Raw genomic sequence first — 14,084 nt, 5'->3', positions numbered from 1 at the left:
ATATTCAATTTACAATTTAATTCATCAGATATTCCACGGAGCACGCATTGGCTGATCCAATAAACGATTTGCAGCTTCGTCATCAATAAATTCCAATTTAACAGGATCGAAGTTCAAAGTGCGATTCAAACGAAGAGCAATACCACCCATGTTTACAATCGTCGCAGAGCGGAAACCATTCCGTTCGTTCAAAGCAAACGGTTGGCGTGTCTTAACGCATTCTATAAAGTCCGTAACCTGAGGTTCCGGCTCCGGATAATCGGATAATTTCTTTTCCCAATTAGGAATATCGCAAACAAAGTTTTTATAAACATTGCCATTAGGACCTGATATATAAGGTGTGTCAGGATTTCCGTAATCACCACCCCATAATACAATCTGGCAGCCATCATCATAAGTATAAGTTATAGAACGCCAAGTTCCAACCGCATCCGGATGTTGTTGCGGAGCATCAACCTCTACTTTAACAGGGCTGGTATTATCTTTACCTAATATATATTGTACAGGATCGATATAATGTTGTCCCATATCACCCAAACCACCTGCATCATAATCCCAATAACCACGGAATGTCTGGTGTACACGATGTGCATTATATGGTTTATATGGCGCCGGCCCTAACCACATATCATAATCCAATTCTGCAGGAACAGATTCCGGTTCAAGATATTCTTTTCCTACCCAGAAGAATTTCCAGTCAAAACCGGTATGCTTGCTGATCGTTACCTTCAAAGGCCAGCCTAACATACCACTCTGAACTAATTTTTTCAATGGTTTAACCGGAGTTCCCAATCCATAGAACGGATCGGCAAAACGAAACCAGGTATTCAAACGGAACATATTTCCGTATTGTTTTACGGCTTCCATAACACGCTTACCTTCACCTATGGTACGGGTCATCGGCTTTTCACACCAAATATCCTTCCCTGCTTTCGCAGCTTCTACAGACATTAAGCCATGCCAATGAGGTGGCGTTGCTATATGTACGATATCTACATTCGGATCGGTAATTAAATCACGAAAATCATGATAAGCTGCAATTTTATCGCTTACCAGATGTTTTCCTGTTTCCAAGTGGTTCTTATCTACATCACAAACGGCAACCAAACGTGTTCCTGCATAATTTACGTGGCCGCATCCCATACCGCCTGTACCAATAATACCTTTTGTCAACTGATCACTCGGGGCAATAAACCCGTTTCCCAGCACGTGACGTGGCACAATGGTAAAAGCCGCAACTCCTCCCAATGTTTTTAGAAAGTCTCTTCTATTTGTCCTCATGGTAATAAATCTAATATTATACCGATTAATTGATTAATTATTTTATTATTTTAAATGAATTGTAGCAAAGATATTAATTATCCTACAAATTCTGCAGATATTCGCGCGTTTTAATAATCTATTCGCGCTGTTTTCTTTCTAACTCACACTCAATAGTAAGTGAACCCTGAAAATTCTGTTTCTTCAGTTCAGTTATTACTGCAGATAAATTCACGGTTGCAAGAATCCATATCCGCTTAAAGTATTTACTCATATACAAACAAGTCGCAAATTTAAAAATAACTGTATTAAATTAGCAAATTATTAGCAAACAAAAATTCTTAATAACAAAAGAACAGAATTAAGCTCCCATCCGAAAGAAAAATCAATTTCTCTCGGAAGAAATCAAAATTCCTTCCGGATACAATTAAAAACAGGTCCCCGATGATTTAAGAAAAACATCCTGATGATTTATAAAAATGATCGGGATCATTTTGAAAAAGGATCAGAACTTCTTCAACAAAAAAGAAGGGTTTATACGTAAATATATTCCAGCCGAGAAACTAGTACTGGGACCATCATCCTTTGGATATTCATATTCTCCGCCAATTTTATTACAAAACAGTCTTCTATATATATCCAAATCTATACCCAAAGAAAAACCTTTTCCAAAACTATGTGCATATTCTATTCCCCAGTAAAGCATCTTTGGGTTTTCGTAGGTAACATCTTTTTCTTTTGTAGAAACAGCTCCATAAAAAGGAAGACCAAACATTGAAATAAAATTATGGCACGCAAAATAGGATGTCTTTACACGAAAATCATAGATATCGGCGGAAGCACGTGCATAAAGTCCTGCACCGCTGTTAAATGGCCATAACTCTCCGGCTTGCTGATAATATCCCGTACCATCCAATTCCACATTTACATTCTTAAAGACCGGATGATTGATATTCCACACTGCCCCTACTCCGGCGGCACCGTTCATCAGAGTTTGAACCGAATTTGTAAATAATGTATCGATTTCCCCCCCTCTATGCTGGGCTAACCCTTGTATCGGAATATAGAAATGAAAACGGGATTCGGGACGATTCAGCTTAAAACGCGTGGATAGCCCAACAGTAAATGCTTCCTGATGTACATCTTCACGAAAAATAAAGCTTTCCCAATTCACCCATATGTCCAAATCCAGCAAACGGGAATTATATAATAGTTGAAGACCGGTTTCAGGATCAGCGGTTAAATTCAACTCAGGGCTGTATAAAGGCTCGATTAAATTATGATTTGCACCTCCGTACAAAGTCCCCAAAACGATATTAACATGTTTAGACAAAGCTACCTGTGCACGAAAAAGCAAGTACACATGGAATCCTTTCTGATACTGGTCTCCCTTCCAGTTCGCAATATCCTGATATGCCATATTCGGATATTTATTTGCGCCCCAATAACGAAGAAGGTGAGCTCCTAATTCCAGTTTTATATTTTTAAGCGGATAATAAACTAATTTAGGCTGCACCCAAAGCCCAGGAAGAGAATATCCTTTCATCAAAGATGTCGAATACTCATTATCCTTGAAGAAATTTATATTATCTAACTGAAATAACAATTCTCCTTTTTTATCCGGATTTATTTTATAATCTGATTTGAAAACCAAATTGTTGATGCCTGAAGAATCCACAGAAGATTGATCCTGCAAATTATTCCCGGCCTTAGCAGAGAAACAAGCTAAAATTGATAATACAGCCAACCTGGAACAGAGAACAAAAATGGAAGTCTTCATTTGTCTTTTATAAATTTCATGCAAACGTAAGAAAAATACAGTAACAAATATAAATATGGAAATGGAACTTTTGCCATCACACCTTTTTTATTACTATTTTTAGATGAATAATAACAGTTTTGACCAATTATATTACATATATGGCCTAATTCATTCACCAAAATGTTGTAATTTTGCGCGATTATTCAAATTTTGGAAGGTTACAAATGGATTATGCAATTATTGCTGCAGGCGAGGGTTCTCGATTAGCGCAAGAAGGTGTGAAATGGCCAAAACCGTTGGTCAAACTAAATGGTGTCACTTTGATTGATCGTTTAATAGACGTATTCTTGAAGAATAACGCTTCATCTATAAACATCATCGTAAATGAAGAGATGACAGAAGTACAAGAATATCTAAATAAACTACAATTACCTGTTCCGTTCTATCTGCTAGTAAAATCTACACCTAGCTCTATGCACAGTTTTTACGAGTTAAGTCATTTTCTGGATGGAAACAACGTGTGTCTCACAACTGTAGATACAATCTTTAAAGAAGAAGAATTCAGCAAATATATACAAGCTTTCCAGGAAAACGACCAGTTGGACGGACTTATGGCCGTAACAGATTTTATTGATGATGAAAAGCCGCTTTATGTTGAAACAGATAAGGATCTTATGATCCGTAATTTTCTGGACAAAAACAATAACAACTGCCGGTACATATCGGGAGGTATATATTGTTTAAAACGCACCGGTCTGGCTGTACTAAATAATTCGATAAGTCAAGGTATGTCGCGCATGCGCAACTATCAGCGTCAACTAATTGCCGAAGGTTTAAAACTAAAGGCATATCCTTTCAGCAAGATTGTTGATGTAGACCATGCGGAAGACATTCAAAAGGCCGAACAATTTCTTAAGTCATAACATATACAGCATAACATGAACGAATTAGTTATTGCAGGTATTCGCAGAGGAAACCAATTTTCGCCGAACCATATAGGCAATGACGCCGCTATTTTCTCATTGGCAGCAGAACATTTACGCCGGTTAGGTTGCACCGTAAACGAATACATCGAATCTGATTTAATTACAAAAGACATCCGCGAAAAAGCCATCTTCAACATGGTTCGCGACTGGCAATCTATCCATAAGTTGCAACAAATGGAAAACAATGGTTACTTCATTGTTAACTCCGGTTATGGTATAGAGAACTGCACTCGTGAAAAAATGACACGATTATTGATGTCCAATCATATTTCACACCCTAACAGTCTGATTTTACCTACAAATGAAGACCCAACCGAAGCATTGGAAAATGCAGGATTTTATAATTGTTGGATAAAAAGAGGCGACTTCCATGCCATTCACCGCGAAGACGTAACATACGTCCGTAATCCGGAGGAAGCAAAAAGTATTTTAAAAGAATATGCAATACGCGGAATACCTACGGCAGTAATTAACGAACATCTGGTTGGAGATTTAATCAAATTTTATGGTGTAACAGGAACCGATTTCTTTTACTGGTTCTATCCGTCAAATTTACACCATAGCAAATTCGGATTAGAAGTTATTAATGGAACAGCAAAGGGTATACCCTTTGCTGAAGCTGCGCTTCAGCAAATGTGCAATGATGCGGCAAAAGTATTGAACATTCACATTTACGGCGGAGATTGCATTGTGTCGGAAGGCGGAGATATCCGGTTAATAGACTTTAATGACTGGCCTAGCTTCGCCCCCTGCAGGGATGATGCTGCTCCCCATATTGCAAAACGTATTCTGGATTTAATAACGGAATAACACAGCTTTTCGAATTAAAATCATCTGTTTATGAATAAAAAAAACATATCTCCGGAGTTGGCATCGACCTTAAAATCGATGGATACCGAAGAGTTTATAGATATACATTTTTATCGCCCAATCGGTTATCAATGGGCACTCTTTTTTAATAAATTCGGAGTTTCCCCTAACAGTATAACCATAGCAAGTATATTCATCGGCATTGCCGCCGGCATTTGTTTTTACTATCAGAGCTTAGTTATCAATATCATTGGTATGTTACTGCTGGTATGGGCAAATTCGTACGACAGTGCAGACGGCCAACTGGCTCGTATGACTGGCAAAAAGACACCTTTGGGACGTATTTTAGATGGAACTGCCGGCGATTTTTGGTTTATCTCTATTTATGCTGCCATTTGTTTACGATTAACACCTACATGGGGTATTTGGATATGGATATTAGCAGCCGTTACCGGATTTTTCCACAGTAAACAAGCTGCCATGGCAGATTATTACAGAAATATTCATCTGTTATTCCTAAAGGGAAAGTCTGGCAGCGAATTATCATATTCTCCGATTTTAAAAGAAAATTATACGAAGCTAAGTTGGAAGAAGGATTTCATCTATAAATTATTCGAGACTTTCTACATTAATTATACGGTCGGACAAGAAAAGTTGACTCCCAAATTCCAGCAAATGATGAATCTTATCCGTACAAAATATAAAGATGAAGCACCGGAATGGTTCCGTATTTCTTTCAGGAAAAAAAGTCTTCCTTTAATGAAGTATACAAATATGCTATCGTTCAATACACGCGTGATAGCTTTATTTGTAAGTTTATTTATCAATATGCCATGGTTATATTTTGTATTCGAGCTAACAGTCCTGAACATCATGTTGGTTTATATGATTGCAACACATGAGCGCTTCTGCAGTATATTCAGTAAAGAACTCCAATCCCAATCTTAAATAATATGTTTAATCCGGAACAAGTAAAAGGTATCATATTCGATTATGGTGGAACAATCGACAGCAATGGAATGCATTGGGCTGAAGTAATATGGATGGCTTATGAAGCTTTTCAAATACCAGTCTCCAAAGATGTATTCCGCGAAGCTTATGTTTTTGGCGAGAGAACAATGGGTAAAAATCCATTGGTTCAACCACACCATAATTTTCTGGATATGCTTCATATAAAAGCAGACCTGCAAATTAAATGGCTTGAACAAGAAGGATATTTATCTAACGAATGGGCTACAATAGAAGTGAAAAATAAAATTGCAGATTGGTGCTATTCGTATGCGCAAAAAGCAATTGATGCTGCACGCCCTATTCTTAACGAATTATCCGGACAATATCCATTAGTGTTAGTATCTAACTTTTACGGTAACATAGAATCGGTACTAGTAGATTTTAAATTGGATCATCTTTTCAAATCAATTATAGAATCGGCAGTTGTTGGAATTAGAAAACCCGATCCGGCCATTTTTAATTTAGGAATAAAAAAATTAAATTTACCGGCAAAAAACATTGTCGTTATCGGAGATTCTTATGATAAAGACATCATACCTTCGACACATATTGGTTGCCAGACAATCTGGTTAAAAAGTACCGGATGGAGTGCTTATAAAGGAGATGAAACGGCAGATGCCATTATATCCGACTTTTCACAAATCAAGATTTTTTTTCACTAGTTGAAAAACTATACCTATCCACAAACAAAAAACGGGAGGCTTATAACCAAGCCTTCCGTTTCCCTAAACTACATAAAACACTTAAAAGAACAAACTTTCCATTTAGAAGGCAACACCTAAGCGAATACCCCAGTTATTCAGTCCGTCAACCGAATAATTCAAGACTTCACCTTTGTTTGTTGCATAATTATAATAGGCTGCGATATGTACGCCGAATTGTTTCTGAGGTGTAAAGTAAATATTCATACCTACTTCGGGAGAAAGATAGAAACCCCAGTTACGATCGTAAACCTTCAAAACATTCATATAGGAAGACATCTCACTATAGCTTGCACCTAATCCGGCACCTAAATAAGGTTGGAATTGGCCTTCCGGGGCAAAGTTATAACGGAACACAGCACCAAAAGGTAACTGGAAGATAGAATGCTGCTGATCGGCAGTAATTACAGAAGTAGAACTTACCGGCAAAGTCTGACGGTCAATATACTTATTATTTGTATGATATGACAGGAATAAACCTCCTGAAATATTCGGTGTAAAATAATAACCACCTTCAAAGTGTGCTCCCCAGCCACTGGTCTTATCGGAGAAATCTTGACCGAACGGAGAATTCACCTGCCAGTCAATATTAAAATATGCATTCTTTACAACCTGGGCGCCAGCCAGAGACGGAATCGCTAAACAGGCTACAAGTAAAGCGACTAATTTTATTGATTTACTTATCTTTTTCATAGAACTCAAACTTTTACTAATTCGCATTTATTTATTTCTTGATGTACGGAGATTGTACAAATGCCTGTTCGATTGCACGAACACTCAACTGAATATCAAGTTTATTTGAACCGGATAACAAACCGCTCATATAAGCAGTCCATAATACAGGCAATTTAGAATTGGTTGCCGTTGGAGCCGGAACTTTCAAATCCAGCATTTCAACAAGTAATGAACCTACACTATAGCTGTAAACTACAGGATACGGATAATACCAGTCGCCCCAGCTTGGTCCCCAGTAACCAGGTCTCCAATATCCAGGATAATTCCACCACCAGTACGGATAGTTATAATTATCATTATAGTCCGCAAAATAATGCGTGTTTTCTACATAAGAAGCCTGCAAACCAAGATCTGCATCATCCTTTTCCATTGTACGTGTAAAACCACGGGCTTCCATACTTTTCACGAGTGTCGTGATAATATCGTCTGCTTCATTGGCTGTCCAGTACTGAGGCTTTTCATTATCACCTATTACCAATACGCTATCAGGAACATAAAATGTACTAAATGATGCAAAATTCGCGTCCTTGTCATAATTTGTAAATACAAGGAAGTCGTTGTCTAGTTTTGACATATCCGGGTCTTTCTGGCAAGAAGCCAGTAAAAGAACCAACAGAAATAAAGGAAAAATCTTTTTCATCTCATTCAACGTTTAAAACAGTTTATACTATTATTTGTGCTTATATATAAGTCACTATTGAAACAAGAAGAGATAAAAAAAGGTTGTGAAGGTTTTCTCGAGCTTATGTTAATTAACAAGGAAGAACAATTTACAAGATTCTTAAACCCTTGTTAAATAGAAATCAAACAACTATAAATCAATTTATTACAAAACATTCTTACGAATCATACAAACAACAGGTTTATGGTCGCTCCACGGCAAATTTGGAGAATCATAACGTAAACCTTCAAAGCTTCCGGAATAAAAAATATAATCAATTCTAAAGATTCGTTTCAATTCACGAAATGTATATCCAAATCCAGAACCTGAATCACGAAAACCATCCGTCAGGTTTCCTTTTATATGATTATATACATAAGAAGCCGGAGTATCGTTAAAATCGCCACATACAATAATATCTCCCGTACTATTATCTATCTGTTGACGAACAAAATCGGCCTGCATAGCACGTAATACGAAATTTTTTTTCATTTGAAAAGCCAGTTGGAATGCGGCTTCCGTACCTTCTTGAGAATTCATGCTTTCTTTAGCCTGATATAAACGAGGTTTAATTGAATTTACACTGGTTGTTTGCAAATGATTTGTAAATATCCCCAACGTCCATCCATTATCCACCATATCAGTCCTATAATCAAATTAACCACTAATACAGGCAAAAGTATCAACCCGGGAAATGCTATCCATTCCTGCCCTTCCGGATGAATATACCCTGATGCAAAACCTGCTATAGCCAGCAATGCTGCAAACAATGTCACTATCAATAATTCATATTATAAACAAACGGCCTCTGTCTCTAAATAACTAGAAACAGAGGCCATTTGTTAAAACGCAACATACAAAGAATTATTGCAGTGTTCCTTGTTTTGCCTCTTGTATCATTTTTTCATTAGCCATAATTACAATTTCCACACGGCGGTTTAATGCACGGCCTTCAGGAGTGTCATTTGAAGCAACCGGATCATGTACACCTTTTCCTTCATAAATCATACGGTCGCTACTAACGCCTTGCAGCATCAGATAGTCATAAACACTCTTTGCCCGCTTTTCTGATAAAAGCTGATTATAATCAACCTTTCCTGTATTATCCGTATAACCTACAATTTTAATATTCGTATCCGGATTCGCTTTCAGGCTTGTTGCAAAATTGCGTAATGCGCTTTTAGAAGCATCGCTTAACGTACTTGAATTGGTTGCAAACAATATACCCGAATCAAAAGTAACTTTCAATGCTTCTCCATTATTAATGGTTTCAATAGTTGTACTTTCCGGTAATGTTGCCTCCAGTTCTTTCTTTTGTTTATCCATCTTTTTCCCTATCAAAGCTCCAGCCGTACCACCTACTGCAGCTCCAATAATTGCACCTAAGGCGGTATTACCGGCTAATGCCCCGATACCAGCCCCAACAGCAGTTCCGCCACCAACACCAATAGCCGTACCTTTAGCTGTATTATTCCATGTACTGCAACTAGAAAAAACAACAGCCATACTCAACAACAAAACAGATAATAATTTAATACTTCTCATTTCTTATTCCTTTTAGTGAACTAATTTTTCTATATACAATAGTTTATCAATCGAACATGTTGATAGAATCACAATATTCTAATTCACCTTGAACAATAAAAGTAATTTCGTCTGCATTATATTTTCCTACTCCGTCTTTCTGAGCATTCTTAATCACAAAATCAACTAATTCATCTTCATCGATATCTATTTCTTTATCGTCGCCGTCATTTTCATTCAGATATCCTTTTGACTCATAAAACTCATAGATTAAGTCTACAATATAATTGATATCGTCATTACTGAACTTGCCTTTCAGTTCTTGCGGAAGATAATTCTGAATAAACTTTACAGAATCGTCTTCATCATAGATAAAATCGTTTTTTTCGCTCATAACTCTTCATTTTATTGGTTATTAATATTTACAAAGATACTACTTTTACTTGTATAATATAACTAACATTTATTTGGCTACAATCTATCTTTAATCTTTTTCCAGGCATGCGTATCGTATAAACATGACTGACGCATCGTGTGATACATTTCCTTAAAACGGGACATAGGGATTGTAAAGCTCAAAATATCCGGTTCAAAATAAGGACGGACAGAAGGATCAAAAAAACCCAAAATGCAGCTCCTCCCCTTCTTTCTATTCTCCAGAACAGCACGGGTTATCGTACTGCAACAGCCCGAACCAAAAGGCACAGCAACAGAATCGGCTGCTCCATTATCAAAAAAAGCCCAGGTTGAAAGACCGGAAAGCACATCGGGTTTAGCAAAAAACAGCAAGGCTTCCAGATTATCAAAACTATCAATCTTATCCAAACGGGCAAAATTAAGAAAAGCCATCCGTGCCCTGGGCACTCTTAAAGAATCTAGTTGTTCCCTTACCATTTCGGGAGTCTTGCGGTATTTTTCTTTCACAGAAACAAATTCGGGTACATAGTCCGGCATATCAGCAAAACCCGTATAAAATTTACCGCCACCGCAACCTATATTATCAGCATTAAGGCTAACAAATTCACCATTCCTGACTTCCTGTATATATTTAAACAAACATCCGCCTACCTTTTCCACGATCCTAACCGGCGTATCAGAATACCAAAAAACAAGAGGCAGTTCGGTTTCTGCACCAAACGCCTCTTTATAATTTTCAATAAAGGCCTTTACTTCCATAGCAATCAAATTTAATATTTATCCTTATCTCCTGTTTTCGAGCATGGAGATATTCAAAAATAAATAATTAAATCCATAAAACTATTCAACTATTCAAAAACATTACTAAGGCTTTCGCTTTTAATCAATTTTTGAATACCAGTCCATCACCTTCGCTATCAATTGTGATCGGATGGTCTTTATTTACTTTCTGTCCCAGAATTTCTTTTGATAATTCATTAAGAACATATTTCTGGATCACACGCTTAACCGGACGGGCACCAAACTGAGGATCAAAACCTTTCTCAGAAATAAATGCCAATGCAGCATCAGTGAAATTCAGAGCAATGCCATTTTGTGCCAGCATTTTCTTCACGCCATCTAATTGCAACGTTACAATCTGACGAATTTCTTCCTCATTCAACGGCGTAAACATAATGATCTCATCAATACGATTCAAGAATTCAGGGCGGATCGTTTTCTTCAATAATTCCAATACCTGAATTTTTGTTTCATCCACAACTTTCTCATGGTTTTCAGGTGTTATCTTTTCAAAGTTCTCACGAATCAAAGACGAACCCATATTACTGGTCATAATGATAATCGTGTTCTTGAAATTAACTACGCGTCCCTTATTATCAGTCAGACGTCCATCATCCAACACCTGAAGCAGTATATTGAAAACATCCGGATGTGCTTTTTCTATTTCATCAAACAAGACTACAGAATAAGGTTTACGGCGAATAGCTTCAGAAAGCTGGCCACCTTCTTCATAACCTACATATCCCGGAGGTGCACCGATCAAGCGAGTAGCACTAAACTTTTCCTGATACTCACTCATATCTATACGTGTCATCATATTCTCGTCGTCAAACAGATATTCAGCCAACGCTTTTGCCAATTCTGTTTTACCTACCCCGGTTGTTCCTAAGAAGATAAATGAACCAATCGGACGCTTTGGATCTTGCAACCCGGCACGACTACGCCGCACCGCATCCGCTATAGCACCAATAGCTTCTTCCTGTCCGATAACACGCGTATGAAGTTCCGATTCCAGACGCAATAGTTTATCTTTTTCACTTTGCATCATCTTACTTACCGGAATACCTGTCCAACGCGAAACAACATCGGCAATATCTTCGCTGTCTACCTCTTCTTTAATCATAGCAGCAGCACCCTGCATTGTTTTCAGCTTTGCTTCTACTTCGGCTATCTCTTCTTCTTTTTGCTTAACCTTACCATAACGGATCTCTGCAACTTTACCATAATCGCCTTCACGTTCGGCTTTTTCAGCTTCGAACTTAAGATTCTCGATATCAATTTTGTTTTGCTGTATCTTATTGATCTGCTCCTTCTCGCTTTGCCATTGGGCTTTTTGTTTCTTTTCTTCATCTTTCAGATCAGCAATCTCTTTATTAAGTTGTTCCAGCTTTGCCTTATCGTTTTCGCGCTTGATTGCCTCACGTTCAATCTCCAATTGTTTGATACGACGTGAAACTTCGTCCAGCGATTCCGGCACCGAGTCAATCTGCAAACGTAAACGGGCAGCTGCCTCATCCATCAGATCGATAGCTTTATCCGGCAAAAAACGATCCGTAATATAACGCGTTGACAACTGTACTGCCGCAATAATCGCATCGTCTTTGATACGTACCTTATGATGGTTTTCATATTTTTCCTTCAATCCTCGAAGTATGGAAATGGCATCCAATTCATCCGGTTCTTCCACCATAACTATCTGGAAACGGCGTTCCAAAGCCTTATCCTTTTCAAAATACTTCTGATATTCATCCAGCGTAGTAGCGCCTATAGACCGCAGTTCTCCACGAGCCAAAGCCGGTTTCAGGATATTAGCTGCATCCATTGCTCCTTCGCCTTTGCCAGCTCCAACCAATGTATGAATTTCATCGATAAAGAGAATTATTTCTCCTTCCGATTTAGTAACTTCATTCACCACCGCTTTCAGGCGTTCTTCAAATTCACCTTTATATTTTGCACCGGCAATCAGAGCACCCATATCCAATGAGAATATCTGCTTGGACTTCAGATTTTCCGGTACGTCACCACGGATAATACGGTGTGCAAGACCTTCGGCAATAGCAGTCTTACCAACCCCCGGCTCACCTATAAGGATCGGATTATTCTTGGTACGACGGCTTAAAATCTGTAACACGCGACGAATTTCGTCATCACGTCCGATAACAGGATCCAGTTTACCACTACGTGCACGTTCATTCAAATTAATAGCATATTTGCCTAGTGCATCATATGTATCTTCTGCAGACTGGCTGGTTACGTTATTACCCTTACGCAATTCTTCAATTGCCTTACGCAGTTCATTTTCAGAAACACCGGCATCTTTCAATATCTGGGAAGCAGTACTTTTTTCCGTTAACAGGGCCAGAATAATAGGTTCCAGCGAAACATACTGGTCGCCCATTTTGGAAGAATAGCTAATTGCTTTCTGTAATACAGCATTTGCTTCACCAGATAAATAAGGTTCTCCTCCCGAAACTTTAGGCAACGAATCGATCTGGCTATCTAAAACACGATTCAAATTCTGAATATTTACACCCAGTTTCTGAAAAATAAAATTGGTCACGCTTTCGCCCGTCATAATGACACCTTTCAACAAATGAACAGCTTCTATAGCCTGTTGCCCATGTTGGGTAGCAAGCTGTACAGCTTGTTGAACAGCCTCTTGCGCCTTAATTGTAAAATTGTTTAAATTCATATAGTTATCTCCTTTCTTTTATTCTTTTTCAATTGCTAACCGCACTTACATATCTACAAAACAAATACCAAAGCCCAAAACTGACATTTTGTCTTAATATTATAAAAACAAAGGAAAAGCCACTGCCTGTCCGTCTTAACTAAACGTCAAACTGATGGTTTTTCGGTTTGAAAACAAAAGAAAAAGGGAAAAGGTTTTATATACGGTTTGGTTTCTTCAGCTACCTTTTATAGTTTAGCGGCTGGTGCATTCATCCATAAAGAATCCCGCCGGTTTGAACTTTTCAGTTTCAACCAACGGGATTCCATATTTCTAAAAAGAAGGAACTAACTATTCCTTAATTAATTTCCTTTCTTCTTATTTGCCGGCTTGCCTTTGCAACATGCTTTAGCATCTTTCTGGCAAACTGATTTATCTTTTATACAATTTCCAGCTTGGCAACCTTCTGCTTTACAAGTTGCGTTGTCACAAAATTTATCACACTCCTCTCCACACTTCTTATTGCACTGCTCAATCTTTGCAGCTTTCTTTGCATTCGAATCCTGGGCATTTACAACTGTGAAAGAAGCCATTGCTATCATAAAGGCAGCGCACACAATCATCTTTTTCATTTACAAACTAAATTATGGGTTTGAGTAATTAATAATTACGATAGCAAAATAAATAATTACCGGCATATAACACCTATTTATTTTCTTATTAAAATTTAATGCTGACAATCTTTAAGGCTTATAATGCTTCTTTC

15 protein-coding genes are annotated in these 14,084 nt (G+C 37.8%); 4 read left to right on the top strand and 11 right to left on the bottom strand.

Going from position 1 to position 14,084, the window contains the following annotated elements; translation table 11 throughout:
• Positions 1-24: 24 nt before the first annotated feature.
• Positions 25-1,281 (bottom strand): Gfo/Idh/MocA family oxidoreductase, encoded by a 1,257-nt coding sequence (locus C4S38_RS14735; RefSeq protein ID WP_099462971.1) that lies wholly within the window; start codon positions 1,279-1,281, stop codon positions 25-27.
• Positions 1,282-1,765: 484 nt separating this feature from the next.
• On the bottom strand, positions 1,766-3,040 hold the full coding sequence (locus C4S38_RS14730) for a hypothetical protein (RefSeq protein ID WP_200817985.1): 1,275 nt from the start codon (positions 3,038-3,040) through the stop codon (positions 1,766-1,768).
• Positions 3,041-3,246: 206 nt separating this feature from the next.
• Between C4S38_RS14730 and C4S38_RS14725 the strand changes: the two genes are divergently transcribed.
• From C4S38_RS14725 to C4S38_RS14710, 4 genes are read left to right on the top strand one after another with little or no spacing between them, the layout of a single operon-like run.
• Positions 3,247-3,945, top strand: a complete 699-nt coding sequence (locus C4S38_RS14725) for a nucleotidyltransferase family protein (protein WP_103984330.1) — start codon at positions 3,247-3,249, stop codon at positions 3,943-3,945.
• Between the two features lie 15 nt (positions 3,946-3,960).
• On the top strand, positions 3,961-4,818 hold the full coding sequence (locus tag C4S38_RS14720) for an ATP-grasp domain-containing protein (RefSeq protein WP_103984329.1): 858 nt from the start codon (positions 3,961-3,963) through the stop codon (positions 4,816-4,818).
• 30 nt (positions 4,819-4,848) lie between these two features.
• Positions 4,849-5,766, top strand: coding sequence for a CDP-alcohol phosphatidyltransferase family protein (locus C4S38_RS14715; protein ID WP_103984328.1), 918 nt, complete (start codon positions 4,849-4,851; stop codon positions 5,764-5,766).
• A gap of 5 nt (positions 5,767-5,771) precedes the next feature.
• The gene (locus C4S38_RS14710; RefSeq protein WP_103984327.1) at positions 5,772-6,491 is read left to right on the top strand and encodes an HAD family hydrolase; all 720 of its coding nucleotides are present in this window, start codon (positions 5,772-5,774) and stop codon (positions 6,489-6,491) included.
• A 102-nt stretch (positions 6,492-6,593) separates the two neighbouring features.
• Here C4S38_RS14710 and C4S38_RS14705 read toward each other — a convergent pair whose 3' ends face one another.
• The 9 genes from C4S38_RS14705 to C4S38_RS14670 form a co-directional block, all read right to left on the bottom strand.
• On the bottom strand, positions 6,594-7,223 hold the full coding sequence (locus C4S38_RS14705; RefSeq protein WP_103984326.1) for an outer membrane beta-barrel protein: 630 nt from the start codon (positions 7,221-7,223) through the stop codon (positions 6,594-6,596).
• Positions 7,224-7,254: 31 nt separating this feature from the next.
• Entirely contained in the window at positions 7,255-7,905 is a 651-nt protein-coding gene (locus C4S38_RS14700) for a DUF4136 domain-containing protein (protein ID WP_099462976.1), read from the bottom strand.
• A 186-nt stretch (positions 7,906-8,091) separates the two neighbouring features.
• Positions 8,092-8,466, bottom strand: coding sequence for an endonuclease/exonuclease/phosphatase family protein (locus tag C4S38_RS16160; protein ID WP_234999421.1), 375 nt, complete (start codon positions 8,464-8,466; stop codon positions 8,092-8,094).
• A 38-nt stretch (positions 8,467-8,504) separates the two neighbouring features.
• Positions 8,505-8,708, bottom strand: coding sequence for a hypothetical protein (locus C4S38_RS16155; RefSeq protein WP_234999420.1), 204 nt, complete (start codon positions 8,706-8,708; stop codon positions 8,505-8,507).
• Positions 8,709-8,790: 82 nt separating this feature from the next.
• The gene (locus C4S38_RS14690) at positions 8,791-9,471 is read right to left on the bottom strand and encodes an OmpA family protein (protein WP_103984325.1); all 681 of its coding nucleotides are present in this window, start codon (positions 9,469-9,471) and stop codon (positions 8,791-8,793) included.
• A 46-nt stretch (positions 9,472-9,517) separates the two neighbouring features.
• A complete protein-coding gene (locus tag C4S38_RS14685; RefSeq protein ID WP_099462979.1) occupies positions 9,518-9,844 on the bottom strand; it encodes a hypothetical protein in 327 nt (108 codons plus the stop codon).
• 77 nt (positions 9,845-9,921) lie between these two features.
• The gene (locus C4S38_RS14680) at positions 9,922-10,626 is read right to left on the bottom strand and encodes a DUF169 domain-containing protein (RefSeq protein WP_103984324.1); all 705 of its coding nucleotides are present in this window, start codon (positions 10,624-10,626) and stop codon (positions 9,922-9,924) included.
• Between the two features lie 124 nt (positions 10,627-10,750).
• A complete protein-coding gene (gene clpB / locus C4S38_RS14675; RefSeq protein ID WP_103984323.1) occupies positions 10,751-13,339 on the bottom strand; it encodes an ATP-dependent chaperone ClpB in 2,589 nt (862 codons plus the stop codon).
• A gap of 341 nt (positions 13,340-13,680) precedes the next feature.
• Complete coding sequence (locus C4S38_RS14670; protein WP_103984322.1) at positions 13,681-13,950, bottom strand: hypothetical protein; 270 nt, start codon at positions 13,948-13,950, stop codon at positions 13,681-13,683.
• Between the last annotated feature and the right edge of the window lie 134 nt (positions 13,951-14,084).

Source organism: Parabacteroides chinchillae, assembly GCF_900108035.1.
In the GTDB taxonomy this organism is placed as follows: Bacteria; Bacteroidota; Bacteroidia; order Bacteroidales; family Tannerellaceae; genus Parabacteroides; species Parabacteroides chinchillae.
Note: the sequence above shows the minus strand (reverse complement) of the source record. Positions and strands in the feature narration are given on the sequence as shown.